The organism is Dyadobacter sp. SG02, from assembly GCF_900109045.1.
Lineage (GTDB): Bacteria > Bacteroidota > Bacteroidia > Cytophagales > Spirosomataceae > Dyadobacter.
In genome coordinates, this window is sequence record NZ_FNYL01000005.1 from 32,094 (window position 1) to 57,223 (window position 25,130).

The following is a 25,130-nucleotide window of genomic DNA, read 5'->3' on the forward strand; positions in this document are numbered from 1 at the left end:
AACTAGTCCTGTCAATCTGTTTTGGTAGGGCTTTTTGCTTTTTTACCGGATTTATGTTTTCCGGGGGCAGCTTTCAGATTGACCTTCCGCAGCAACTGGCGCATACTACGGCGCGTTTCGCGGCGGACATCGAGCAGGATGCGGAAACGCAGGGCTTCACCGAACATGATCAGGCCTCCATTGATTAATGCGAGGCTGTAAAGGCCCAACACGACCCACACCTGCGTAGGCTCGCCGATACGACGCTGGTGCGCCGCTTCGCTGAGCACGGTAAGACCGAAACTGAACAACAACAGGCCTAATGGAGCGAGAATCATCCATTTCGTGCGTGTCGACATTCTTTTTATCAGTCGCTTACCAGGTGGTTTCGGGTCAATCGAGGGGATCATTTATTCAGGCTATTCGATGTTATGATCCTAAAATTATTAATTTTTAGTTAATTGGTTTAATGAAATCCATCATTAGTTTAGTTCTGCGTTACATTCCGCGTCCCTATCTCCAACTTGTCGGACACTGGGCAGCGCGGGGACTCAGCATCTTCTATATCGGCAACAAAGTGGAATGCCCGGTGTGCAACAGCAAATACCGCAAGTTCCTACCCTATGGCCGCAACACGTCGAGCCGCGAGAATGCGCTGTGTCCCAGCTGCCTTTCGCTCGAACGCCACCGTCTGATGGCGCTGTACATGAAGCGCAAAACCAATTTCTATACCGCTAAACTTAAAGTACTGCACGTAGCACCGGAGTACTGCTTCATCGACCGCTTCGAGCAGATGAAAAACCTGGACTATATCACTGCCGATATCGAATCTCCCCTCGCGAAGGTAAAAATGGACATCCACCAGATCCCATTTGAAGACAATACCTTCGACGTCGCCTTCTGCAACCACGTGATGGAGCACGTAGACGACTATATTCTCGCCATGAGCGAACTGCACCGTGTGCTGAAACCAGGCGGATGGGCATTGATCCAATCCCCGCAGGACATGAAATATGAAGTAACCTACGAAGACCCGACGATTACCGATCCAAAAGAACGCGAAATCCATTTCCTCCAAAACGATCACCTGCGCCTATTCGGCCGCAACTATGGTCGGGAACTGGAAAAAGGCGGTTTCAAAGTAACCGAGGACCGTTTTGTAATGGATGAACTGAGCCCAGCCGAGGTGAAAAAATACTCGTTGCCTGGGGAAGAGATTGTTTATTTCTGTCAGAAATAACAGTATTTGATAGCAACGAAAAGAGGCAGTTTCGCGAGAAGCTGCCTCTTTTTTATGGTTCAAGTAAAATCACGAAGGATACTCAATGGCCGCTCCCGTTTCCCGGTGCGACTTGTTTTCCCAAAGCCGCTTCCACCCTTCCTGGACAAAGCCTATCCCGTAGCCGAAAAGCTGCGTAAATGCCGCTCCAATGCTCAGAAATGCAACCTCTATGCTCTTCGTTTTGCGGAACGCATCGATGAACAACAATGCCACATAAATGCCCAGAAACCACAATCCTAGGTAAAAGAATGGCTTGAAAATGAAATACCACAGCGGAATGCTGCAAACCCCAAGCGTGAACAGTAGCGGGAATGTATGCACGAGTTTCAGCTCGTCGGGATAGTAGCGGGCGATGTTGATGCGTGCGCGGCCGAAGAATTTCAGCTGCCTGAAAAAAGCCCCGAACTGCGTGCGGCGCTTGTGATAAATGAATGCCTCGGGGATCAATGCGGATTTGAACCCAAGCCGCAATGCCCCAATGCTGAACAGGATGTCTTCGCCCATCCGGCTCGTCAGAAACCCTCCCGTCCGCTCCCACACCTTGCGCGAGAGGCCCATGTTGAAGCTCCGCGGGTGGAACGTACCGCCCATATTACTCTTTTTCCCTCTGATACCGCCTGTTGTGAATACCGAGGTCATCGAGTAGCTGATGGCCTTCTGAATGGGTGTAAATGAAGGATGGTCCGTATCCGGCCCGCCATATAGGTCTACGTAATCCGTATTCAACCGGTTTTCGACGATTGAGAGGTAGTTCGGCTCTATTAATGCATCCGAATCCAGCAGTATGAAGTAATCTCCCGCAGCCCGCTCGAAACCGTGGTTGCGGGCAAAGCCCTGGCCACCGTTTTCCTTGTAATGGTAGTGAATGTCGAGTTTATCAGAGAATGATTTCACCACTTCATCGGCTTTGATTTTCGAGCCGTCTTCTACGATTACTACTTCAAAGTTTCGGTAGGTCTGCTGCGCAAGGCACGCCAGCAGCTCTTCCAACTCGTCGGGGCGGTTGTAGACGGGGATGATGATGGAATAGCGGCGGGTACTCATTACCTCGTAATTTCAATCAGCGCCTCTTCATTCGCCGCAATAATCCGCTCCAAATGCGCGTCGGTGAGGGCTGTCGACAGGAACATCGCTTCGAATTGGCTGGGGCCCATGTAAATACCTCTGTTCAACATGGCGTGGAAATACTTACCGAAAAGCGGCAGGTCCGAAGCTTTGGCCGATGGGAAATCTGTCACCGCGTTCGGCGTGAAGAACAGCGTATACATGGAACCGATGTGGTTCAAAGTGTATTTCAAACCTAATTTCTCCATCGAATTTCTGAAACCGTTCGCGAGCTTATTACCTGCATTTTCGAGCTGGGTATACACTTCGGGATGCTCATTCAAGTAGGTAAGCATCGTGTAACCCGCTGCCATTGCAATAGGGTTACCGGATAGCGTGCCCGCCTGGTACACCGGCCCGGCCGGCGAGACGTAATTCATGATCTCGGCCTTCCCACCATAGGCCCCAACGGGCATTCCTCCGCCTATTATTTTTCCTAACGTTGTTAGATCAGGCGTAATTCCGAATCTTTCCTGCGCCCCGCCCTTCGAAAGACGGAAGCCGGTCATCACTTCATCGAGAATCAATACAATACCTTCTTCATCACAAATGCGGCGTAATCCTTGCAAAAAGCCCTCTTTCGGAAGCACGCACCCCATATTGCCCACCACCGGTTCGAGGATCAGGGCGGCGATCTGACCTTTGTTGGCATCTACCAGTTGCTGCACGGCATCCAGGTCGTTGTAAGGGGCCGTTAAGGTGTCGTTCGCGACGCCTTTTGTTACGCCCGGACTGTCCGGCGTACCGAATGTCACAGCGCCGCTGCCGGCTGCGATCAGGAAACTGTCGCCGTGGCCGTGGTAGCACCCTTCGAACTTGATGATTTTGTCGCGCCCCGTGTACCCGCGTGCTACCCGTATGGCCGACATCGTTGCTTCCGTTCCTGAGTTTACCATTCTCACTTTATCGATCGACGGTACCATGGAAACGATCAGTTCCGCCATTTCCACCTCCCTGCGCGTAGGCGCGCCGAAAGAGAATGAATGCTGGATAGCGTCGGAAACGGCTTTCTGAATCAGCTCATGTCCGTGCCCCAGGATCATCGGCCCCCAGGAATTGATCAGTTCGATGTATTCGTTACCGTCCTCGTCATAGATGTACGGACCTTTGGCAGACTTGATAAACAATGGAGTACCACCTACCGCGCGGAATGCGCGTACGGGCGAGTTTACGCCGCCGGGAATATAATTTTGTGCTTTTTCGAAAAGTTGCTGGCTCGTGGAAGTATTCATTCTGTTTGTAAAAGTTGGTATTACCTGTCCACCGGCACCCATTTGGAGCCGCTATATTTCAGGACAGGCGTAATCTGGTTTTCATTCGATTTGGTATAGTCAAAACCCGAAAGCAGGTATTCCTCGCTGCCGAATTTCCGCGATTGCAGACCGGAAGGTAACTTATCCTTGTATTTGGAAAGCATCCGCCCAAAGAATAGCAACTGGTCGTATCCCTGGTAGGAATACACTGAAGGAAAAGTGCTGGTTTTGTTGTAATAATTCTTCTGAAACTGGCGGATGGTTTCTTTCTCGCGGTCCACATAATCCGCGTCGATCAGTGTTAACCGTGCTCCGTAGCGCGACAATCGGGATTGTTGCGCGTTGAAGCTTGTTGAAGTAGCCACAACCGGTAATGCATTCAATTTATGACCGTTCAGGACTTCGATCAGGTTTCCACCCGATTCCCCGTCCGATGAAAACAATGCGATATGCGCCGGTTTGTTGGTTTCAATTAACGTCACTTTACCTTCCAGCGACTCACGGTCTGACTGGATTCGGGCAATGGAGGCTACCTTCCCTCCTTTTGCCTTCCATTCGGTGGCATAAGAAGCCGCCATAGCAGAGTCCTTCGACGTATTTCCGTAATAAATCACAGTACTCAGTCCCGGCGAAAGGCTACGCATCCATTGCGCGGCTTTCTGGGTTTGGTAGGTAATGGACGGATGTCCCAGGTAAATATTCCCCGATTTCAGTAAGCCGACATCGGTCGAGAGCGGGTTGAGCATGATCGCATTGCTTCCCGAAACAAAATCAGCCGCCACATCGAAAGTACCGGCATACAATGGCCCGATAACCATGTCCGATAACTGGAAATTTTTGTTATCCGAAATGACCTGCATGCTCTTTGCATCGTTGCTAACATCGTAAGCCCACAGGTTAACAGTGATACCTTCCATTTGGAGCTGTTCTTTCGCCACCGTCAGGCCCAGGTAGTAGTCGTACGCAAACTGGTTCGAACGGCGTTTGGAAGTCCCGAACTCATCCAGGCGGAATGGCAGCAATACGGCCACGTCCAGGTAGCCTTTCGTCCATTGCGTATCCGACTTCGGGGCGCTGCGTTTTGGTGCTTCCTCTACCTTTTCACTTTTGCGGAATTTGAATTGCTTGTCGAGCTGCTCGGCATAAGCCAGGTCACCTTGCGCGGGCGTGCGGGCCGCTTGAATGGATTGATAGACCATCAATGCAATGTCACGGTCGGAAGGATATTGCTTTTGCAGGTCTTTCAGTTTCAGGAAATCCTTGATTTCTCCCAGATGATGCTGTTTCAATGCCTGCACATCTTTGTTCAGGGAAGATTCTTTAATGCGCGCAAGCTGGTCGAGGCCGTCGTTGATCTGGCCGTTGGCGAGGCTTACCGCGCCCAGCAGGTAATACACATCATTGATTTTATTCCAACCCGGATACCGGCTTTGCAGTTGGAGCAGCATGGGTTTGGCGTCCTTGTAGCGTTTCAGCTGGTAGGCGCTCAATGCATAGTAGTAATGCGCATAAGGCGAATAGGCCGTTTTCGCATTTACGCTCGTCATGGGATAGAACTTGTCCATCGCCACGGCGTATTTACCTTGTTTGTAATCTGCCAGGGCTGACCGGTACCTGCTTTCCGTCTGGGCATTAGCCTGCCCGAACGACGGCTGGAACAACCCGATATGGACTGTCAAAATCAAAAAAAAGATAACTTTCATCAGGATTTCGGGGTCAAGAGTGTGCTGGTCGTTTGCGTACAAAAAACCTGCCTAAAATGGGAAAAAAACGGGCAATATCCCAACTGGAACATTGCCCTTTATTATTACGATCTAAAAAACCTTTTATTTCTTTTTAGTCTTTTTCTCTAATTCAGCCTGTTTCTTTTTCGCCTCTTCCGCAGCCTGCAACGACTTTTCAAGATACTTCTGGAATTTGTTCTGCTTCTTCTCGCCGGTAGCGTTTTTCTTGCGGTTTTCTTCAAGGATGTTTTTGATTTTATCCTCATTTACAAAACGCTTGATCAAAAGCTGCTGGGCGATGGTTACGACGTTTGAAACAAAATAATAGAACGTCAAACCGGCCGGGAACGAGTTCAGGATGAACATGAACATGAGCGGCATCACGTAACCCAGCGCCTTCATATTCACCGGTCCGGGCTGTGTAGGTGTATTCTGGTTGTTGTAGTAGGCATAACCAATGCTGGAAGCCGTCATCAGGATCGTGAACAAGCTGATGTGGTTACCGATACCGAAAGGCACATTAAACGGCAGCTTGAAGAACGAGTCGTACGTCGAAAGGTCGCTAGCCCAGAGGAACGATTGCTGGCGCAGCTCGATCAGGTTCGGAAACAGGAAGAAGAGCGAGAACAGGATCGGCATCGTCGCGAGTACCGGCACGCACCCACTGAGCGGGCTCACGCCTACCTGCTGGTAAAGCTTCATTTGCTCCTGCTGCTGCTTCGCTACATCGTCTTTGTTAGCCTCGCGGATCTGTTCGAGCTCCGGCCCGAGGATACGCATTTTCGCCATGCTGATGTACGATTTGTAAGTCAGCGGCGTCAGCAATGTTTTTACAAACAATACCAAAAGAATGATCAGCAAGCCGTAGTTGCTCACAAATCCTTCGATCAGGTTGAAAAGCGGGACGAGGAAAAATTTGTTGATCGGTTTCAGGAATGCATAACCGAGGTATACGTTCTGATCGAAGTTCTCCGCTTTTACTTTGTCGACAATGTGGTATTCGTTAGGTCCGAGGTAAAACTGGAAGTTGGCCTCCCCTTTTTGCACAGCCGCCGCGGGGATACCGGCGAAAATGTTCATATTTTTCACGATCACCGAATCTTCCACATTTACGTTGGCACGCATGGTCACGTTTGTCAGCGGCGTTTTTTCCGCGATCAAACCAGCCAGGAAGTATTTGTGCTTAATCGTAAACCATTTAACCGGGTCGGCCGTTTTCTCTTCTTCATTCGAAGTAGGGCTGGTAGGAAGGCTTTTCAGCGCGTCCGTGTAGTAGTTAACGGTAACCACTTCACGGTTTTTCTTCATATCGTTTTCCAGTTGCAGCAGGTCGTTATCCCAATGGAATTCTACCGACTTGTTGGCCGGCAATGCGCCGCTGGCTTTGATACCGTAATCGATTACATAACCGGAACCGCGTACCAGGTAAGTCTGCTCGACGGTCTGGTTGTTTTTGAGCGTAGTCCGGTAAGTGATCACCGCCGAATCCTTCTCAGCCAGCGTACGGTCCTGTGCGTCGGTCGTGAAAGTCTGGTTTGTCAGTCTCACATCGCCGGTTTGCGTCGGCAGATCGATCTGGAAATTGTTGTGGTTTTCGGCAATCAGGTAAAGTGGTTTCTGATCGTAGGTTTTGTAGTTTTTCAACATCACCTCTTTCATTACCCCACCCTTGTTGGTAAAAACAACGCGGGCGTCCTTCGTTTCAATCACCAGGTCCTTTTGAGGAACGGCAGTGGAATCAACTGATTGTGAGGATTTTTGGGTGGTATCCGAAGTGACAGACGCAGGCTTGGCAGCTTCTTTCTTCACCTCCGCTACCGGGGTAGGTTCCACTGGCTTCGGAACCAGTACCTGGTAGCCTATCAGCATCAGCATGATCAAGACCAGGCCGATTACAAAATTTTTATCCATTATTTACTTTAAATTATTGAAATAACATACCGCTTGTAAGGCGGCAAAGGTAACAAGTTTTTTCGCTTAACAGGCCTTAAAATGTGATCAGTGGGAAACCGGGTTCAAGGTTTCTACCGATCTTTTTTGCAATGAATAGGTCAGTGCGGCAGCCACGAAATTCACGAAGATCGGGTGCGGGTTCATCACCGTGCTTTTTAGCTCGGGGTGGAACTGTACACCGATATAGAACGGGTGCGAAGGCATTTCTACCATCTCCACCAGGTTGTTGTCGGGGTTAATACCCGTGGCAACCAGTCCTTTTTCATCGAATTCTTTCAAATACTTATTGTTGAATTCGTAGCGGTGGCGGTGGCGTTCGCTGATATTGGTCTTGCCGTAGATTTTATGGGCCAATGTGTCCTTCTTAATGCGGCACGGGTAAGCGCCCAGACGCATGGTACCTCCCTTGTTGGAAACATCTTTCTGATCTTTCATCAGGTGGATCACCGGGTGGTCGGTCGTGGCATCCATTTCAACCGAATGCGCATTCTGCCAGCCTATCACGTTGCGGGCGTACTCGATCACGGCCATTTGCATACCAAGGCAGATCCCGAAGAACGGAATGTTGTTTTCGCGAACGTATTGGATCGCGGCGATCTTGCCTTCGATACCGCGCTCGCCGAAGCCCGGAGCTACCAGTACCCCGTCGAGGTTTTCCAGTTTCTCCACCGCATTCTCCGCAGTAAGGCTTTCTGAATGGATCCATTCGATATTCACCTTGCATTCGTTGGCCGCACCCGCGTGGATAAACGATTCGACGATCGACTTGTACGCGTCGTGCAGCTCTACATATTTACCAACCAGACCAATGCGAACCGAATCGACCGGGTTTTTCAATCTGGAAAGGAATGTCTTCCATGAATCGAGGTCCACGTCCTTGTCATTATAAATGTCGAGCATATATAATGCACGCTGGTCGAGGCGCTCTTTGAGCATCAGCAAAGGCACGGCGTAAATGGTGTCCGCATCCATCGCCTCGATCACCGAATTCACCTGCACGTTACAGAACAATGCAATTTTCTTGCGGATATCGTACGGCAGCGGGTGTTCCGAACGGCACACGAGAATATCCGGCTGGATACCCGATTCCTGCAACATTCTCACTGAGTGCTGCGTCGGTTTCGTTTTCAGCTCGCCTGCGGAGTTCAGGTAAGGGATGAGTGTAAGGTGAATAACCAGCGTATCCTGGTGGTCCATTTCGAATTTCACCTGACGAACCGCTTCCAGGAACGGCAGGGACTCGATATCCCCTACACAACCACCAATTTCCGTAATCACAATATCGTAATCGCCGGTTTGTCCCAGCAACAGCATATTTCTTTTCAGCTCGTCGGTAATGTGCGGAACCACCTGTACGGTCTTTCCAAGGAAGTCGCCGCGACGCTCGGCGGTAATAACGTTGTGGTAGATACGCCCGGTAGTGACGTTGTTTGCCTGTGAAGTGCGAACGTTCAGAAAACGCTCATAATGGCCCAGATCGAGATCGGTTTCGGCTCCATCGTCCGTAACGTAGCATTCTCCGTGCTCGTAGGGATTCATGGTACCCGGATCGATATTCAGATACGGATCAAATTTCTGGATCGTGACTGAGAGACCTCTCGCTTGTAGTAGTTTAGCTAGTGATGAGGCAATGATTCCCTTGCCAAGTGAAGATGTAACACCGCCCGTAACGAAAATGTACTTAGCGGTCTTTCGTGCTTTGGAAGCCATAAGACTTTGCTGTTTTTCTATGATTACGGGATACAAAGATACAGGATTATTAGAAGAATCTAAGCGGGGCCTGTTTAAATATTTAGCTGGAAAACAGTAATACCCTGGAAGTCTGACGGGTTAACAAATATAATTTTTTCTTGCCTAATGAGCTGGAATCGCAGTTTTTGAGCCAAAGTACATCACTTGGGAACTTCATAAAATGGGTAAAATTCCATTTAAAAAAAGGGCATTGAAAAATTTATATTTTCAAATATCATCTGATAATTGCCTTCCGGTTGTCAATTACTTTGTGTGACATATAAAATAAGGTTGCTGCCGGCTTTTCCAGAATTTAAATTTCTATTTTGCAATTATTCCAAACCTTCGTAACCTTATTTAAAATGATCAGAAAGCTACTCATCCTTCCTGCATTGCTATTTTGCGGGGCGACCGCCTGGGCGCAGCCCGCGACCGATCCGAAAAAACCACTCAACATTATCGTCTTCGGCGCCCACCCCGACGACTGCGACCTCGGTGCCGGCGGCATTGCCTCTATTTACTCCTCAATGGGGCATAAGGTCAAGTTTGTTTCACTAACAAATGGCGACAAAGGCCACCAGGATATCGGCGGCGGAGAATTGGCTAATCGCCGGTACAAAGAAGCACAGGAAGCTGCACGCCGCTGGGGAATCCAATACGACATTCTCGACAACCACGACGGCGAGCTTTTCCCTACCGTTGAAAATCGCCTGGCCGTGATCCGTAAAATCCGCGAATGGAATGCGGACGTCGTAATTTCACCCCGCACAAACGATTACCACCCCGATCACCGCAATACTGGCGTGGTCGTGCAGGATGCGGCATACCTCGTCATCGTGCCGAATATCCTTAGCAGTGTGCCTCCATTAACCAAGAACCCCGTTTTCCTCTATTTCCGCGACCGTTTTCAAAGACCGAACCCATTCCGCCCCGATATTGCGATCGATATCACCGAAACGCTTGCTAAAAAAGTGGACGGACTGGACGCACACGTTTCCCAATTTTATGAGTGGCTACCTTGGACAAATGGCGATCTTGCTAACGTTCCCAAAGACGTCACCGAACGTAAAAAATGGTTGCTCGCCTCGATGGAACGACGGTCTTCGGTAAACCCCGAGATCAAGGCTTCGCTCGACAAATGGTACGGTACAGAGAAGGCGGAGAAGGTGAAATATGTAGAAGTTTTCGAGATCACGGAGTATGGAAAGCAACCCTCCGCAGAAGAGGTGAAGAGGCTGTTTCCGATGTTGCCGAAATAAATGAGTGAATGTGCGAATGAGTGAATGAGTGAATAGTTTCAGTTTAAAAACATTCACTCATTGACTCATTCACTCATTAGAACTTTTCCGGGAAGTCATCCAAGTAACAAGTAACCGATATTCACAAAATTGTTGACTCTTACTACGATAACCTGTCCTTGAAGCTCTCGTATCCATACGATCGAATTAGCTGAAAACTTTGGTCAACTTTCCATATCCCTATGGAAGGTAAATTAACACCGTTAAATGTTGTAGTCTTCACCATGGTGTAGTGTATCATATCCTCGAATATGATTTTATCGCCAATTTCGAGCGGCTTATCGAACGAGTAATCGCCCATGTAGTCGCCTGCCAGACAGGTCATTCCTCCTAATCTATAAGTAGGTTTTCCGGCCACCGGTTCCTGGTGCGCGCCCCGAATGGCGGGCTTGTAAGGCATCTCCAGAGTGTCGGGCATATGGGCTGCAAACGAGGTGTCCAGGATCGCCACGTCGATACCCTGGCTGTCGAGCACATCGAGCACCGTGGTATACAATACGCCGGTACGCCAGGCGATGGCTGAACCCGGTTCGAGTATCACTTCCAGATTGTACTTTTCCTGTATAGTACTAACTAATTTTATTAGCTTACTAATATCATATCCTTCCCTTGTCATCAGGTGACCGCCGCCCATGTTGAGCCACTTCGCCTGATGCAGCAAATCACCGAATCTTTCCTCCAATGCGGCGAGCGTGCGCTCCAAGGTGTCGCTGCCATTTTCGCAGAGCGTATGAAAGTGAATGCCGTCGATCCCTGCGGGAAGCTCGTCGGGCAGCTTGTCGCGTGTGACGCCCAGGCGCGAGCCCGGTACGCACGGGTTATACATGTCCGTGGCCACCTCCGAGTACTGCGGGTTCACGCGGATACCGCATGAGAGCGTCTTGCCGGGGTTAGCCGCTTTGTAAGCCTCTACCCTGCCCTGGAACCGCTCCCATTGACTCAGCGAATTGAAGGTAATGTGGCTGCTGCGCTGCATGATCTCCTCAAACTCGTTGTCGAGATACGCAGGCATGTACGTATGCGACTGGTACCCCATGAAATCGTTAATCAGCTTCACCTCGTTCAGCGAACTGGCTGTGGCGCCGGAGAGATATTCCTTCACGATCGGGAAGGCACTGTACATGGAAAAACCTTTCAATGCGAGGATAATCTGGCAGCCTGCCGCCTTTTGGACCGAGTCGATCAGTTCGAGGTTTTTGCGGAGCAGCTCCTCTTCCAGGACGAAACACGGAGACGGAATTTCTTTAAAATCGATAGCCATTTGCTATAAATGAGTGTTTGAAGAATCTTCTTGCATGCAATGATTGCATAATTTTGTACACAAAACTATAAGTTTGAGTTTCCAAATCATGACCATTTTTCACACAGCCCCGCAAGCCTGCCTATGTCCTTCCTTGTTTTAGATATCGAAATGACCGGGCCGGAGCCTGGCTGGAACGAGATTATCCAGATCGGCGCCGAGTTTTTTGACGACAACTGGCGCTCGCTCGGTACTTATCTGCAAAATGTGTATCCCGAGAACGAGGAGGCATTTTCGGTCAAGTCCGAAGAGGTACACGGCCTGTCGCTGGACGACCTGGAAGACGCCCCGATGATCTACGACGTACTTCCCGAATTCGAGAAATGGATCAAAAAACTGAACGTCGGCAAACCCGGCCTCGCCAATGTGGTCATTTGCGGCCAGAGCGTGATCAACGATATCAACTTTCTGCGTTTTGCCTACCGCAACGAAAAAATGAAATGGGGCTTCTCCAACAAGCAGCTCGATCTCCACACCGTCTCCTACTTGTTTTTCCAAATACTCGAAAAAAACGGCAAGCAGGTACCGCGCTCGCTGAGCCTGGGCTCCGTGGCAAGCTATTTTGGGTTCGAACGGGAGGAAGAGACGCACAATGCGCTGGAAGACGCCCGCCTCACCGCCAAATGCTTTAAGGAATTTTTTAAACTCATCGACCAGGTCAAACTTGTATGATCGACTATAACCCCAAAGAGTGGTTCCGTTATATTTTCTATTTCCAGAAGGCCGACACCGTCCGGAAGCTTGCGCCGATGATCCTTATCATGGCAGCCTATTCCAGCATTGTCGCCTACATTATTATAATCCATCTCAAAATCACGGAGAACAACGACCTGAAAAATATCTCCCTGATGCACTCTTTGCTGGGTTTTGTGATCTCGATGCTGCTCGTGTTCCGGACCAACACGGCCTACGACCGCTGGTGGGAAGGCCGCAAGCAATGGGGCTCGCTTGTGAACGGAAGCCGCAATCTTGCGTTAAAACTGGCTGCGCTGATTGGCCCGGAGCATGCCGCCGAGCGTGAATTTTTCACCAGGATGATCCCGAACTACGCATATGCATTGAAAAACCATTTGCGCAATACCTACATTTCCGGGGAGTTCGAGGACGCTGCGCTTTACCAGAAATCCTCGCTGATCACGACCGATCACATTCCCAATCAAATCGCCGCTGCATTGTTCGCCAAAGTGATAGAACTCCAAAGAAAGGGCGCATTGCTGCCGGAGCATACCATTCTATTGAACCACGAGCTCGAAGGGTTTACGAATATCTGCGGTGCCTGCGAACGGATCAAGAATACACCTATCCCGCTCTCTTACAGCTCGTTTATCAAGAAATTCATCTTTATTTACTGCCTCACACTGCCGATCGGGTACGTGTTCAGCCTGCATTTTCTCGTCATTCCGTTCGTGATGTTCGTGTTCTATATCCTCGCCAGTCTGGAAGTGATCGCCGAGGAAATCGAGGACCCGTTTGGCGACGACAGCAACGACCTGCCGATGGAGCGCATTTGCAAGGGTATTCACACGACTACGCGGGCATTGCTTAATTAGCCCCTGAAATCCGGGAATGATTAGAAAATAATTAGAAACTCATTAAAATCTAAAATTTTTCCGGGATTTTCACAGGATGTCATTTCACGTGATTTCTGCTTTATACTTCACTTTTTAGTCAAAGTCAGTTTCCAACGAATCCTGATTTGAACGATCGGTTCATTTTTACTTAACATTGGCCTGATATGGGCCCCTCTTTCTGCCAAAACATCAATTTCAGGAGTTATTAGAGCATTTGGGAATGCTTCTTTCTGTTGTTAATTTTCATTCAACCCCTCCTTAGAAGGGCCCATTAGTGAGAATAAACGAATACCAACATGAAAAAAGCCACTTTTTTAATCGCCATATTAATTGCCGGATTATTCACCGTCGCAGCCAACGCGCAGTCGATCGTAGATCCGGGCATTTCGATTTATAACTATAAGCATCCAAACAAGGCGGCCCAGGCAAAAGCTGCCGGTAAGGACCAGAACACGATACGCGTCGTGAATATGCGGACCGTCGAACGCTTCGGCAAGTACCAGACCAAATACGTCAGCACTACGCCCAAATATGCTCCGCGCCCGGCTACCCTCGTGGTCACGCGCGAATACAAGCCGGAAGGAGTGGAAATCAATCCGCTTACCTCACCGAGAAACTACAAAACCCCCACTATCAGTGTGACCAAAGACACGGCGCAAATGGCTGAATATTATAATGCCCCGGATAAGGTTTATCCGACGCGAGATTAACCATTGTATAATTGCGGAAAACGCCGGCTTCAATAAGGTCGGCGCTTTTTTTGCTCCAAAATTGATCCTAATATTTATCAAAATGTTCAAATTAAGGCAATTAGGAATTTTTTATGCTTTTTTTGTCTGTTTTGAACGTCCGTTTTTCGTCCCTTTAAAAAACTAAATTCTTTCCGATCAGAATGCTAACGCGTTGAAAAATAATTGGGTGCATGATTGAATTTTATAATTCAATGTTTGAAATGGATAGGTATTGTAAAAAAGCTTGCGGGTAATTTTGAAACAAATCCTAATAACCTGTTTCTTAATTAACCTTATCATGAATCCTAAACCATTCATTTTTGCAGCGCTGCTCGCATGCGCCGCGAGCTTATGTAATGCGGCCTCGTCGCAGCCCGTCCGTGTCTCCGACCCGGGCATTTCGACCCACAATTATAAACATCCCAACAAAGCGGCGGCGGCGCCCAAGGCCAGGCTGGTTGTCGAATCGTCAAACCCGGCGCTTGCCGCCCGCTTTGCTACATTGAACGTCGGTCGGCCCGAAGCCGACCCGACGCCCAAATACGCGCCGCGCGAAGTGCGGTTCGTCGTCTTCACGCGCCAGCGCACGCAACGGAACGTACTCAACCCGCTCGTCTCCGCCCGCAACTACAAAACCGGTAATGGTGTACATGCAATCAAGCCCGTTCAGGAACCGGAATGGATCTGCGGTACGATGTAATTATAACACATGCTACCCATTGCCCGGCCGGTGCCCTGCGCACCGGCTTTTCCCGTTTGAAAGTGGTTTAACCGGGAAAATTTATGACGATACCAAGCGTCTCTCCTATTTAATTAATTTTTAACCCACTGGCTTTGTAGCCAATATTTGAATTTCATAATTTCAGCTCATGATACCGAATGAGACCGTAGCACATTTTTACCAGACGCACCCCGCTGCGAAAGGGCTAAAAGGTCCGGACAAAACGACCGGGGATGAAGGTCATTTCAATGTATTTTCCCGCGTATTCTGCAACAAGTACACTTCCTACGCCAGAAGGGATTTCTACAAAATTTCGCTGATCCTCGGAAAAGGGAAAATTACCTACGGCAACCAGGAAATCGAGATCAACCGGAATGCGCTGGTTTTCTTCAATCGTAACGTGCCCTATTCGTGGCAGGCGATGTCGGAAGAGCAGTCGGGCTACTTTTGTTTGTTTACCGACCAGTTCCTGAGCACGATCAACCGCTCGGCGACGGTTTCGAACTGCCCGATCCTGCGCAGCGATTCCATTCCGGTGTATTTTATCAATGAAGAACAGCAGGAATACCTGCTCAGTATTTTTGGTAAAATGCAGGCCGACATCGAGTCGAGCTACGTGCATAAGTACGACCTCATGCGCAATTATGTGAACGTGCTCGCACACGAGGCCATGAAAATGCAGCCTTCGGAACTGAGCGACGTACATGTGAACGGCTCCGCCAAGCTTTCCTCGCAATTCCAGGAGCTCCTCGAACGCCAGTTCCCGATCGAGTCTCCCGAGCACAAGCTCAAACTTAAAACCGCGAAAGACTACGCCATCAGGCTCAACGTACATGTGAATCACCTCAACCGGGCGTTGAAGGAAATCACCGGAAAAACTACCACCGAACACATTATCGACCGGGTGCTGGCGCAGTCCAAAGTAATGCTCCGGCATTCCAACTGGAGCGTCGCCGAGATCGCATTCTGCCTGGGTTTCGAATACCCTGCCTATTTCAACAACCTTTTCAAGAAGCAAATCGGCATTACCCCGAAATCATACCGCGTACACGAACGCTAGGGATGTTTGAATTTTATAAGATATTGTTTGAAAGTAATAAACATTGCCACCGGCCGTCGGATTACCTTTGCGAAGCAATTCGACGGGCCTGTCGGACCACCGCGGTGGCGGACCATCGCTGTGGCGGACCATCGCTGTATAAGCCAATCCTTTGACCCACACACTCGCCCCGGTTCAGTTGCCATATAATTCTGAATGCAAATGACATCGAAGAAGTATTTCCCCTCCCTGTTTCTGACCCTCTCGCTGGTCGGAGCCGGTGAAAAACTGAGTGCCCAAACACTTACATTACAACAGGCCGTAGAAACGGCCGTCTCCAACTACGGAAGCATCAAGGCCAAGAACAACTACCTCAGCGCCTCCAAGGCCACGGTCCTTCAAAGCAAGAAAGAATACCTTCCCAACCTCAACCTCTCGGCCCAGCAGGATTACGGTACGGTCAACGGCCAGAACGGCCCGCTGTACGGCCTCGGGCTATCGGTAGCGTCTTCGGGCTTGCCGTTGCCACAGCAAAACTGGAATTCCGCGTTCGGGGCGCTGTACCTGACGAACGTCAACTGGGATTTCTTCGCATTCGGCCGCGCACGTGAGCGTATCAACGTCGCACAGCAAGCCGTAAACCGCGACCAGGCCGATCTCGAACAGGAACAGTTCCAGCATAGCGTGCGCGTAGCCGCCGCTTACCTGAACCTGCTCGCCGCCCAGCGGCTCATCCGCTCGTGGGAAAACAACCTCGAACGCGCCAATGCACTGAAAACCGTCGTCGTTACCCGCGCCAAAAACGGGCTGATCCCTGGCGTAGATTCGTCGCTGGCCAATGCGGAAGTCTCCAATGCGAAGATCAGCATTACCCAGGCGAGGGATTTCGAGCAGGAGCAGGCCAATAACCTGGCCAGGCTCATGGGCATTACCGACCAGCGCTTCCAGCTCGATACAATGCTCCTCGCCCGCATGCCGCGCACCATGGCCGATTCCCTGAACAAAAAGGAGAATCACCCGCTGTTGAAGTTTTATGCCAACCGCATTGCCGTCAGCGAGCAGCAGGCCAAGTACTTCCATACGCTCGGAATGCCGACGTTCTCGCTTTTCGGTGTGTTTCAGGGACGCGGCGCAGGATTTTCATCCAGCTATGCGAGCGACCAGACGGCCTATACCCATAATTATTTCGAGGGTATCAAACCCGTGAGGTATAACTATCTGCTCGGTATCGGCGCCACCTGGAATATGACCAGCATTCTGCGCACACGCCAGCAGGTGATGTCGCAGAAGTTTGTTTCCAATGCATTGAAAGAAGAATACGACCTGGCCGATCAACAACTGAAAAACCAGCTCATTCTCTCCGAAACGAAGATCGGCAATGCCATTGCCAATTACCGTGAGGCGCCCGTGCAGGTACAATCGGCTTCCGACGCCTATTTGCAGAAAAGTGTTTTATATAAAAACGGCCTCAGCAACATCGTGGACATGACGCAAGCGCTCTATATCCTGAACCGCGCCGAAACAAGCCGCGACATCGCCGCAACCAATATCTGGCAGGCGGTATTGCTCAAAGCAGCTGCCAGTGGCGACATCGGTACGTTTCTGAATCAGTAGTTCTGTTAGCAACGTGAGGTTGAAAATGGTCAAGAGTTGTCAGTTATAGTCAAGAGTTGTCAGTTATAGTCAGGAATTGTCAGTTATAGTCAGGAATTGTCAAGTATGGTCATTTGTGGTCAGGTATTGTCAACGGTTTTCCATTTCTCCCCCATTACATTCCACAAATGACCATACATGGCAACAAATGACCATACTTGACAAAACTTGACCATACTTGACTACACTTGACAACACTTGACAACATCTGACCAAACCTGACAATATCGCTCATCAATAAAATAGTACCGTTACAATTTACTTTTTCGTACCATGGATTTAATACGTTTTGCATTACGTAAACCGATCACCATCATGGTGTTGGTGGCCGGTTTATTCTTTTTCGGTATCGATGCGGTGCGGAAGATCAAGGTCGATATTTTCCCGAAACTGGATTTGCCGGTGATGTACATCGCGCACCCGTTCGGGGGCTACACGCCCGACCAGATGGAGACTTTCTTCGCCAAGCAATATATCAACATTCTGTTGTACGTAAACGGTATCAAAAGCATTGAAACGAAGAACATTCAGGGCCTTACGCTCATGAAAGTGAACTTCTACCCCGGTACCAACATGGCGCAGGCCTCGGCGGAACTCAGTGCATTCACTAACCGGGCACAGGCCATTTTCCCGCCGGGCTCCAACCCGCCGTTCATTATCCGTTTCGATGCTTCGACATTGCCGGTAGGCCAGCTCGTTCTAAGCTCCGAAAAACGCAGCAACAACGAACTGCTCGACCTCGCGAACGTGTACGTACGCTCGACATTCACCTCGATCCCGGGTCTGGTTTCGGCGCCCCCGTTTGGTGGTAACATCCGTACCGTCGTGATCAAGGCCGATCCCGAGCTGCTCCGCGCGCATAACCTTACGCCCGACCAACTGGTGGAAGCGCTGCGCGTGAATAACCAGACCGCCCCGTCGGGTAACGTGCGCATTGGTGATAAAAACTACATTACCCCTACCAACACGACCATTCACACGGTGAAGGAGTTTGAAAACATTCCGTTGTTTAAAGGCGGCGTGCAGAACCTGTACCTCCGCGACGTGGCGACGGTGGAAGACGGTGCCGACGTTGCATCCGGCTACGGGCTCGTGAATGGCAAGCGCTCGGTGTACCTGAGTATTGCCAAAAGCGCCGACGCCTCGACCTGGGAAGTGGTTCAAAACCTGAAAAAGGCTATTCCGCGCATTCAGAGTACATTGCCGGAGGATGTGAAAGTGAGCTACGAATTCGACCAGTCGACCTATGTAATGAACTCGGTAATGAGTTTGCTTACGGAAGGTGCCATCGGCGCCATCCTGACCGGATTAATGGTACTCCTTTTCCTCGGCGACCCACGCGGCGCATTGATCGTGATCCTGACCATCCCGACGTCCATTATCGCTGGTGTTTTGTTCCTGAACCTGTTCGGTCAGACAATCAACATTATGACATTGAGTGGATTAGCACTCGCGATCGGTATCCTTGTCGATGAAAGTACGGTGACGATCGAGAATATCCACCAGCATTTTGATATGGGTAAACCGAAGGCCCTCGCCATTTGGGATGCCTGTAAAGAAATCGCATTCCCCAAGTTGCTGATCCTCTTCTGTATCCTGGCCGTATTCGCCCCCGCATTCACGATGGGCGGTATTCCGGGCTCGTTGTTCCTGCCGCTTGCATTGGCGATCGGTTTCAGTATGATCGTTTCCTACTTCCTGGCGCAGACGTTCGTGCCGGTTATGGCGAACTGGATCATGAAAGTGAAGCACCACCACAAAGCCGACGGCTCGCCGATGACCGACGCGGAAGAATTTGCGGCATCCGGGCTCAGCAGAGACCCCGACGCGCAAAAAGAGGCGCTGGTCCATCGCGTCGACGCCGACAGAAATGGCAAAATCAGCGCATTCGAGCGTATCCGGGCGCGATTTATGCGCTTCATCAACCGCGTAATGCCTTTCCGGAAACCGATAGTGGCCGCATACCTGATCATTACTACGGCACTAGCAGCACTTTTGTTAACCAATATTGGAAAGGATGTTTTGCCCAAAGTAAACGGCAGCCAGTTCCAGGTGCGCCTGCGTGCCCCCGAGGGTACGCGTATGGAGCGCACCGAGGAGAAAACGCTCAAAACGATCGACATTATCAAGAAAATCGTGGGTCCTCAGAACGTTTCGGTGACATCGGCTTACGTAGGCCAGCACCCTGCATTGTTTTCGGTAAACCCTATTTACCTTTTCATGGCGGGTCCGCAGGAAGCGGTATTGCAGGTGGGTTTGCATGAAGAATTCCACACCAACCTGGACGAGTTGAAAGAGAAAATACGCACGGAGGTAAAGCAGGCCATCCCGGACTTGACGATGTCTTTCGAACCCATTGAATTGACCGACAAAATTCTCAGCCAGGGCTCTCCCACGCCTATCGAGGTGCGGATGTCGGGACGGAGCAAGAAACTGAACGAAGAGTATGCACAGAAGGTGATTGCTAAATTGAAGGAAATCAGCTATTTACGCGATATTCAATTGGGTCAGTCCAACAAATACCCTGCGATCAAAATTGAAGTCGACCGGATGCGGGCGGCGCAACTGGGTGTGGATATGAATGATGTTTCAAGATCGCTCATTGCTTCGACTTCTTCATCGCGTTATACAGACAAGAATATCTGGGTCGACGAAAAAGGTGGTTTCAGCTACTCCGTGCAGGTGCAAATCCCGGAAAGCAAAATGAACAGCGTTCAGGAAATGACTGAAATTCCCCTGCTTAGAAACAACAACCGCCCGGTATTGGGCGACATAGCCACCATTACGCCCGATACGACTTACGGCGAGAACGACAACCTCGGTGCTATGCCCGTGCTTTCGGTAACGGCCAATTTGAACAATACCGACCTCGGTGTGGCACAAGCCGACGTGAGAAAGGCATTAGCGTCCCTCGGCGAGCTGCCACGCGGGCTTACCGTCGAGCTGGTGGGACTGAGCCAGACATTGACCGACACCCTGGACAGCCTTCAAAATGGTCTGGTGGTGGCCATTATCGTGATATTCCTAATGCTTGCGGCCAACTTCCAGTCGTTTAAAGTATCGGCAATCGTACTGGCGACCGTACCGGCGGTAATCCTCGGCTCGCTCGCATTGCTGATGGTAACCGGCTCCACACTGAACCTTCAAAGCTATATGGGCATTATCATGTCCGTGGGGGTATCGATTTCGAATGCCGTCCTTTTGATTACCAATGCCGAACAGTTGCGCAAGCACAGCGGCAATGCCATTGAAGCGGCCAAAGAATCGGCCGGGCTCCGCCTCCGCCCTATCGTGATGACCGCCGTTGCGATGGTGGTAGGTATGATCCCGATGGCGAGCGGGCTCGGTGAAGCGGGCGACCAGTCGTCGCCACTGGGCCGTGCGGTAATCGGCGGGCTGATCGCCTCCACATTCGCGGCATTGTTCATCCTCCCGCTGGTATTCGCGTGGGGACAGGGCAAGGCTTCGACGCAGAGCGTTTCCCTCGATCCGGAGGATGAAGAAAGCAAGTTTTATGTACCAATGACTCGTTAATCACAACACCGAACCTATCCGACTATGAGACATATTCATCAAATCGCCATGACCGTACTCGTTGCAGGCGCAGCGACGGTCCTGCAAAGCTGCGGTTCGTCACGGGCCGAGGAAGAAGAGCACAAAAAAGCCGCGGCGGAAGCAGGTGTGGAAGCGCACGCCGTGGATGCATTCCCGCTTAAAAAAGAGCAACTCGTATCGAATATCCAGATCCCCGGCGAGCTGATCGCTTTCCAACAGGTGGATATTTATGCCAAAGTGAGCAGTTTTGTCAAAAAACTCCACGTAGATGTGGGTACCGAAGTGCGTGAGGGCCAGCTGCTGGCCACTATGGAAGCACCTGAAATCACTTCCCAGCTCGTTACCAGCGAATCACGTCTGAAATCGTTTGAAGCCATTTATCAGGCCAGCAAAGCCAACTACGACCGTCTGCTCGAAACCAGTAAAACGCCCGGTACCGTTTCTCAGAACGACCTGGATGTGGCACTGGCCAAGCAACGATCCAACCTCGCCCAGCTCGACGCCGCCCGCTCGGCCAGCCGTGAAATCACCGATACGCGCAATTACCTCGAAATACGGGCACCATTCAGCGGCGTTATCTCCGCGCGTAATGTGAGTACGGGTGCGTACGTGGGACCGTCGGGCAAAGGATCGGAGTTTCCGCTCTTTACATTGGTGGAGCAGCGTAAGTTGCGTCTGGTCGTGAGTGTGCCGGAGCAATATACCAGTTACCTCCGAAACCAGAGCCAGGTTACCTTCAAGGTGAAATCGCTTCCGAACCAGGAATTCCCTGCCAAAGTAACCCGCCTCGCCGGCGCGCTCGATACCCGTTTACGTTCGCAACGCACGGAAATGGATGTGGTTAACACTGATAAAAAACTTTTACCCGGTATGATTGCCGAAGTTTCGATCCCGTTATCGGGCGATGCGAACACATTTGCCGTTCCTAGGACCGCCGTACTCAACTCGACGCAAGGAACTTACGTGATCAAGGTCGTGGATAAGCGGGCGGTGTGGGTACCGGTGAAAACGGGCAGCAGCAGCACGGAGAAAACCGAGATTTTTGGTGATGTGAAAGAAGGCGATGTGCTGGTGAAAGTCGCTAATGAAGAAATCCGCGACAATTCGGATTTGAAAAATGTGAAGCAGGACGCTATTTAAACCTGTCAGCGGAGGGCTGTTTTGCCCTCGTTCAATACAATTCTTAGTTTAAAACCTGCAAGATCGGTCTTTACCTCACGGCAAAGGCCGTTTTTGTAGGAATAAACCCCTTCTTTCCCATCGGGCAACGTTACGCCGTACCGGCCCTCAGAAAGCTTCCGGATGTTGCACATCTTGCCGTACCGTTCGGAATAGACTTCCGTAATATTGATAGGCTCCTTATAATACAGGCTGGTAATGGTGCTGCTGATTGGTTTGTTCACCGATACACTCGGCTTATCTTCTGCATCCTCGCCTGAGAAAAGCACTTCATAAAGCGTTTTGGAACTGGTTTTGGTGAGTGTTTTCTCTTTGAGATCGCCATTGACGTGATGAGCGCAGGTAGCGGAAACGAGTTTACCCTGCACATAATTGGTCTGTGTCGAGTATGACCCTTTGTAAAACATCACCTTGAAATCCGACTCGATACGGTGGGTTTCCGTGTCATCGTTTCCTTTCTCATCGAACACCTTCAAAGACCCGATGGTACGGCCCGCTACGATCACATCGTAGACATTCTGCGCCCTGGCCGCCGAAACAGCGAGCGTTAATAACCCCATCATTACAAATTCCAGTACACGCATCTTACCTTTTGTTTTGGTTCGCAATAGTGTGCAATCCCTTAATAACTGCATTAATTCTGTTCCTATTGCCTTCGATAAAGATTATCAAGTCATTAACTTAACTGATTGCGTGGGAAGCATGATAACCGTTCGGGAAGAAGGGGGGATTAAATGCCACAGCAATTAGTGAACGGGCAATAATCCCCCATTTTGACCTAAAAACGTCCGAATTTCAGCGTAAGGTTGTAAGAAATATTACTGAGATCGCTGTCGGTAAGACCATTACCTTTTGCGTTAAATGCCTTTCGGTAGGAAACGCCCGGACTGAACCGCATCCATTTCAGCAGGTTAAATTCCACCTGCACGCCCGGCTCCATGACGAAGAAGAATTTCGCATCGTCATCATCGTAGCGGTCATCCCAATCGTCCCAGTCGTCGAAATCGCGGCGGTCGTATTGCAATGTGAAGCCGGTACCGGTAAGCAAATTGGCCGTGAAATGCACCTTGCGTGTCGATGCGAATACATACTCGGTCATCAGGCCGACCTGACCGTACTGGTAAGTCATTTTACGGGCAGGGAAATTCTGCTCCAACGCTGGTACCGGAATGTAGTTGGTCGTAGCCGAAGCACCTATCCCCAGCAAAAACCGCTGATTAATGAACCAGCCACCGTACAGCTCGGCCATATTCGCATAGTCCCCATTGATTTTGGTGAATTTATTGGAGATCGCCGCGTATCCGCCCGAGCGGTAAATGCCCCGGCTTTGAAACAATGTCTGGTTATCCTGCGCAAAGGTGCTTACAGTAGCCCCCAGCACAAAAATGAAGATGAATGATAAAATAGTCCTTTTCATGATCGCTAAGTTGTTTCTTTCGAGACAACCGGCCCCTTCGATCCCCCTATTCCACCCTAATTTTTTTCCAAAACATTACTTCGCCAGCGAGAAATCGAGCTGCTGGATCAATGCCGGGTTTTCGGGCGACAGCGTGAAAAATACTTTGATATTTCCCGAAACGCATTTCAGTGTAAATGTCCCTCTCAGCTGATTTTCAGCCACCATTTCGGTCGAACCAGTGATGTTACCCACCTTGGCGAGCAATGCTTCCAGCTCCTTGCGGCGATGCGATACGGAGCGGTCGTGGAAGAAATTCTCTGCAAAAATACCGCTTCGCTCGGCGTTCTGCCAGGTTGGGAGCAGTTTTACGAGTTGGTCTTTCCGTTGTTTCAAAATATTCGAAACGGCCACAGGTAACGGTTTAAGGTCCGCCAATGCGATTACCGTGTCCAGTACGGCCGTATTGATCGCAGCCATTCCCGCGTACGTGCGGTTCGCGTGCGCGATGATGCCGATGCCATATTCGGGTAAAATCTGCCATTGACTACCGAAACCGGGCAGGCCTCCCGTGTGCCCGATGCCTGTCCTGCCCTCGCAATCCCTGCTCCACCGCAGGCCGTAACCATATGCAGAAACCATCGCGCACGGGCGCCCGGACGGGTATTTGTATGTGGCATTCAGGCTGCTGAAATTCCACGGCATTTGCATCTCCCGTACATCGCTGCGCAGCACCGGACCCGCTTCCACGCCGGAAGATGGCGGCCAGGCCGATAAATGGAATGCAACATATTTACTGAAATCATCGATCGACGTAATGAGCCCGCCCATGGCGCCGTAGGTACCGTCATGTTCCAGTTCCTCTTCCTTCCAAACGTCGTCTTCGTACCGGTAGCCATGCACCAGCAGGCTTTTCGGCGCTTCGGTGTACTCCCAGATGGTGCTGGTCATGCCCAAAGGTTTGAAAATAACCTCATTAATGTACTGCTGATACGGTTTACCGGAGACATTGCTGATGATCTTACCCAGCATGGCGAAGCCCAGATTGCTATATTCATAAGTCACTCCCGGCACATTGGAGAAGGAAATACCTTTGGAAATCAATGCAATCAGTTCTTCGTCCTTCGTATCGAGCTGACGGTCGCCCCAGGGATTGTCTTCCGGGAAACCAGCCATGTGCGTGAGCAAATGCCGGATGGTAATCGCGGGCGCATCTTTGGTAAGCGACGGCAGGCTTTTCATTTCGGGAATATAGAGATAGGCCGGGTCATCGAGTTTCAGTTTTCCCTCCTTACGCAGCGCGAGAATGCCCATTGCGGTAACACTTTTTGACATGGACGCAATGCGGAAAAGCGATTTCGGACCCGCTTTCGTCGAGGTCGCGATTTCGGTAAAGCCTTGCCCGCCCGAAAGCAGCAGTTTACCATCCACTACCAGTCCGAATGCCAGGCCGGGAAAATGGTTCTTTTCCCCATAATCATGATACAGTTTTTCGATAACCGGCAATGTCGCCCGGATTTTGTCGAGCCATTCCGTAGAAGCGGTTTGTGACCAGGTTTGAAGTGCAAGTAAACTAAGGAGTGATGTAAAAATGGCTCGCATCAGGCTATGATCGGGTTGGTTAGGTGATTTGTGAAGTTAAAAAACTGTAACCGTTTCGC

20 protein-coding genes are annotated in these 25,130 nt (G+C 50.3%); 10 read left to right on the forward strand and 10 right to left on the reverse strand.

Features of this window, described 5'->3' with window-relative positions; all coding sequences use genetic code 11:
- Positions 1 to 11: 11 nt before the first annotated feature.
- Entirely contained in the window at positions 12 to 338 is a 327-nt protein-coding gene (locus BMW93_RS13010; protein ID WP_229211132.1) for a hypothetical protein, read from the reverse strand.
- A gap of 110 nt (positions 339 to 448) precedes the next feature.
- On the opposite strand from BMW93_RS13010, the gene BMW93_RS13015 reads away from it, so the two are divergent.
- Complete coding sequence (locus tag BMW93_RS13015; RefSeq protein WP_090376379.1) at positions 449 to 1,219, forward strand: class I SAM-dependent methyltransferase; 771 nt, start codon at positions 449 to 451, stop codon at positions 1,217 to 1,219.
- 69 nt (positions 1,220 to 1,288) lie between these two features.
- On the opposite strand, the gene BMW93_RS13020 is transcribed toward BMW93_RS13015, so the two are convergent.
- The 5 genes from BMW93_RS13020 to BMW93_RS13040 form a co-directional block, all read right to left on the reverse strand.
- Entirely contained in the window at positions 1,289 to 2,305 is a 1,017-nt protein-coding gene (locus tag BMW93_RS13020; RefSeq protein ID WP_090376382.1) for a glycosyltransferase family 2 protein, read from the reverse strand.
- Positions 2,305 to 3,597 carry a glutamate-1-semialdehyde 2,1-aminomutase gene (hemL, locus tag BMW93_RS13025; protein WP_090377647.1) on the reverse strand — a complete coding sequence of 431 codons (1,293 nt, stop codon included), beginning with the start codon at positions 3,595 to 3,597 and terminating at the stop codon, positions 2,305 to 2,307. Before hemL ends, BMW93_RS13020 begins: the two co-directional genes overlap by 1 nt.
- Positions 3,598 to 3,617: 20 nt before the next feature.
- Positions 3,618 to 5,321 (reverse strand): ABC transporter substrate-binding protein, encoded by a 1,704-nt coding sequence (locus BMW93_RS13030; RefSeq protein ID WP_090376385.1) that lies wholly within the window; start codon positions 5,319 to 5,321, stop codon positions 3,618 to 3,620.
- A 123-nt stretch (positions 5,322 to 5,444) separates the two neighbouring features.
- Positions 5,445 to 7,253: a membrane protein insertase YidC gene (gene yidC / locus BMW93_RS13035; RefSeq protein ID WP_090376388.1), complete on the reverse strand. Its 1,809-nt coding sequence runs from the start codon at positions 7,251 to 7,253 to the stop codon at positions 5,445 to 5,447.
- An 87-nt stretch (positions 7,254 to 7,340) separates the two neighbouring features.
- A complete protein-coding gene (locus BMW93_RS13040; protein ID WP_090376392.1) occupies positions 7,341 to 9,005 on the reverse strand; it encodes a CTP synthase in 1,665 nt (554 codons plus the stop codon).
- A 383-nt stretch (positions 9,006 to 9,388) separates the two neighbouring features.
- On the opposite strand from BMW93_RS13040, the gene BMW93_RS13045 reads away from it, so the two are divergent.
- A complete protein-coding gene (locus tag BMW93_RS13045; protein WP_090376395.1) occupies positions 9,389 to 10,285 on the forward strand; it encodes a PIG-L deacetylase family protein in 897 nt (298 codons plus the stop codon).
- 142 nt (positions 10,286 to 10,427) lie between these two features.
- Here BMW93_RS13045 and nspC read toward each other — a convergent pair whose 3' ends face one another.
- Positions 10,428 to 11,585 carry a carboxynorspermidine decarboxylase gene (nspC, locus tag BMW93_RS13050; protein WP_090376398.1) on the reverse strand — a complete coding sequence of 386 codons (1,158 nt, stop codon included), beginning with the start codon at positions 11,583 to 11,585 and terminating at the stop codon, positions 10,428 to 10,430.
- A 123-nt stretch (positions 11,586 to 11,708) separates the two neighbouring features.
- Between nspC and BMW93_RS13055 the strand changes: the two genes are divergently transcribed.
- From BMW93_RS13055 to BMW93_RS13090, 8 genes are all read left to right on the forward strand, one after another.
- On the forward strand, positions 11,709 to 12,296 hold the full coding sequence (locus BMW93_RS13055) for a 3'-5' exonuclease (protein WP_090376400.1): 588 nt from the start codon (positions 11,709 to 11,711) through the stop codon (positions 12,294 to 12,296).
- Positions 12,293 to 13,174 carry a bestrophin family protein gene (locus BMW93_RS13060; RefSeq protein ID WP_090376404.1) on the forward strand — a complete coding sequence of 294 codons (882 nt, stop codon included), beginning with the start codon at positions 12,293 to 12,295 and terminating at the stop codon, positions 13,172 to 13,174. Before BMW93_RS13055 ends, BMW93_RS13060 begins: the two co-directional genes overlap by 4 nt.
- Before the next feature lie 317 nt (positions 13,175 to 13,491).
- Entirely contained in the window at positions 13,492 to 13,905 is a 414-nt protein-coding gene (locus BMW93_RS13065) for a hypothetical protein (protein WP_090376407.1), read from the forward strand.
- A 319-nt stretch (positions 13,906 to 14,224) separates the two neighbouring features.
- Positions 14,225 to 14,626, forward strand: coding sequence for a hypothetical protein (locus BMW93_RS13070; RefSeq protein WP_090376410.1), 402 nt, complete (start codon positions 14,225 to 14,227; stop codon positions 14,624 to 14,626).
- Between the two features lie 169 nt (positions 14,627 to 14,795).
- Positions 14,796 to 15,707 (forward strand): AraC family transcriptional regulator, encoded by a 912-nt coding sequence (locus BMW93_RS13075; RefSeq protein WP_090376413.1) that lies wholly within the window; start codon positions 14,796 to 14,798, stop codon positions 15,705 to 15,707.
- A gap of 201 nt (positions 15,708 to 15,908) precedes the next feature.
- Positions 15,909 to 17,300, forward strand: a complete 1,392-nt coding sequence (locus BMW93_RS13080; RefSeq protein ID WP_229240412.1) for a TolC family protein — start codon at positions 15,909 to 15,911, stop codon at positions 17,298 to 17,300.
- 312 nt (positions 17,301 to 17,612) lie between these two features.
- Positions 17,613 to 20,873 (forward strand): efflux RND transporter permease subunit, encoded by a 3,261-nt coding sequence (locus BMW93_RS13085; protein ID WP_090376420.1) that lies wholly within the window; start codon positions 17,613 to 17,615, stop codon positions 20,871 to 20,873.
- 24 nt (positions 20,874 to 20,897) lie between these two features.
- Positions 20,898 to 22,034, forward strand: coding sequence for an efflux RND transporter periplasmic adaptor subunit (locus tag BMW93_RS13090; RefSeq protein ID WP_090376423.1), 1,137 nt, complete (start codon positions 20,898 to 20,900; stop codon positions 22,032 to 22,034).
- Between the two features lie 5 nt (positions 22,035 to 22,039).
- Here BMW93_RS13090 and BMW93_RS13095 read toward each other — a convergent pair whose 3' ends face one another.
- From BMW93_RS13095 to BMW93_RS13105, 3 genes are all read right to left on the reverse strand, one after another.
- Entirely contained in the window at positions 22,040 to 22,657 is a 618-nt protein-coding gene (locus BMW93_RS13095) for a DUF6134 family protein (RefSeq protein ID WP_090376425.1), read from the reverse strand.
- Between the two features lie 194 nt (positions 22,658 to 22,851).
- Positions 22,852 to 23,490, reverse strand: coding sequence for a hypothetical protein (locus BMW93_RS13100; RefSeq protein WP_090376428.1), 639 nt, complete (start codon positions 23,488 to 23,490; stop codon positions 22,852 to 22,854).
- Positions 23,491 to 23,565: 75 nt separating this feature from the next.
- A complete protein-coding gene (locus tag BMW93_RS13105) occupies positions 23,566 to 25,071 on the reverse strand; it encodes a serine hydrolase (RefSeq protein WP_090376431.1) in 1,506 nt (501 codons plus the stop codon).
- Between the last annotated feature and the right edge of the window lie 59 nt (positions 25,072 to 25,130).

What these genes read in the sequence shown, in the direction of transcription:
- BMW93_RS13010 (WP_229211132.1), bottom strand. Translation starts at nt 338, where the DNA reads ATGTCGACACGCACGAAATGGATGATTCTCGCTCCATTAGGCCTGTTG.
- BMW93_RS13015 (WP_090376379.1), top strand. Translation starts at nt 449, where the DNA reads ATGAAATCCATCATTAGTTTAGTTCTGCGTTACATTCCGCGTCCCTAT.
- BMW93_RS13020 (WP_090376382.1), bottom strand. Translation starts at nt 2,305, where the DNA reads ATGAGTACCCGCCGCTATTCCATCATCATCCCCGTCTACAACCGCCCC.
- hemL (WP_090377647.1), bottom strand. Translation starts at nt 3,597, where the DNA reads ATGAATACTTCCACGAGCCAGCAACTTTTCGAAAAAGCACAAAATTAT.
- BMW93_RS13030 (WP_090376385.1), bottom strand. Translation starts at nt 5,321, where the DNA reads ATGAAAGTTATCTTTTTTTTGATTTTGACAGTCCATATCGGGTTGTTC.
- yidC (WP_090376388.1), bottom strand. Translation starts at nt 7,253, where the DNA reads ATGGATAAAAATTTTGTAATCGGCCTGGTCTTGATCATGCTGATGCTG.
- BMW93_RS13040 (WP_090376392.1), bottom strand. Translation starts at nt 9,005, where the DNA reads ATGGCTTCCAAAGCACGAAAGACCGCTAAGTACATTTTCGTTACGGGC.
- BMW93_RS13045 (WP_090376395.1), top strand. Translation starts at nt 9,389, where the DNA reads ATGATCAGAAAGCTACTCATCCTTCCTGCATTGCTATTTTGCGGGGCG.
- nspC (WP_090376398.1), bottom strand. Translation starts at nt 11,585, where the DNA reads ATGGCTATCGATTTTAAAGAAATTCCGTCTCCGTGTTTCGTCCTGGAA.
- BMW93_RS13055 (WP_090376400.1), top strand. Translation starts at nt 11,709, where the DNA reads ATGTCCTTCCTTGTTTTAGATATCGAAATGACCGGGCCGGAGCCTGGC.
- BMW93_RS13060 (WP_090376404.1), top strand. Translation starts at nt 12,293, where the DNA reads ATGATCGACTATAACCCCAAAGAGTGGTTCCGTTATATTTTCTATTTC.
- BMW93_RS13065 (WP_090376407.1), top strand. Translation starts at nt 13,492, where the DNA reads ATGAAAAAAGCCACTTTTTTAATCGCCATATTAATTGCCGGATTATTC.
- BMW93_RS13070 (WP_090376410.1), top strand. Translation starts at nt 14,225, where the DNA reads ATGAATCCTAAACCATTCATTTTTGCAGCGCTGCTCGCATGCGCCGCG.
- BMW93_RS13075 (WP_090376413.1), top strand. Translation starts at nt 14,796, where the DNA reads ATGATACCGAATGAGACCGTAGCACATTTTTACCAGACGCACCCCGCT.
- BMW93_RS13080 (WP_229240412.1), top strand. Translation starts at nt 15,909, where the DNA reads ATGACATCGAAGAAGTATTTCCCCTCCCTGTTTCTGACCCTCTCGCTG.
- BMW93_RS13085 (WP_090376420.1), top strand. Translation starts at nt 17,613, where the DNA reads ATGGATTTAATACGTTTTGCATTACGTAAACCGATCACCATCATGGTG.
- BMW93_RS13090 (WP_090376423.1), top strand. Translation starts at nt 20,898, where the DNA reads ATGAGACATATTCATCAAATCGCCATGACCGTACTCGTTGCAGGCGCA.
- BMW93_RS13095 (WP_090376425.1), bottom strand. Translation starts at nt 22,657, where the DNA reads ATGCGTGTACTGGAATTTGTAATGATGGGGTTATTAACGCTCGCTGTT.
- BMW93_RS13100 (WP_090376428.1), bottom strand. Translation starts at nt 23,490, where the DNA reads ATGAAAAGGACTATTTTATCATTCATCTTCATTTTTGTGCTGGGGGCT.
- BMW93_RS13105 (WP_090376431.1), bottom strand. Translation starts at nt 25,071, where the DNA reads ATGCGAGCCATTTTTACATCACTCCTTAGTTTACTTGCACTTCAAACC.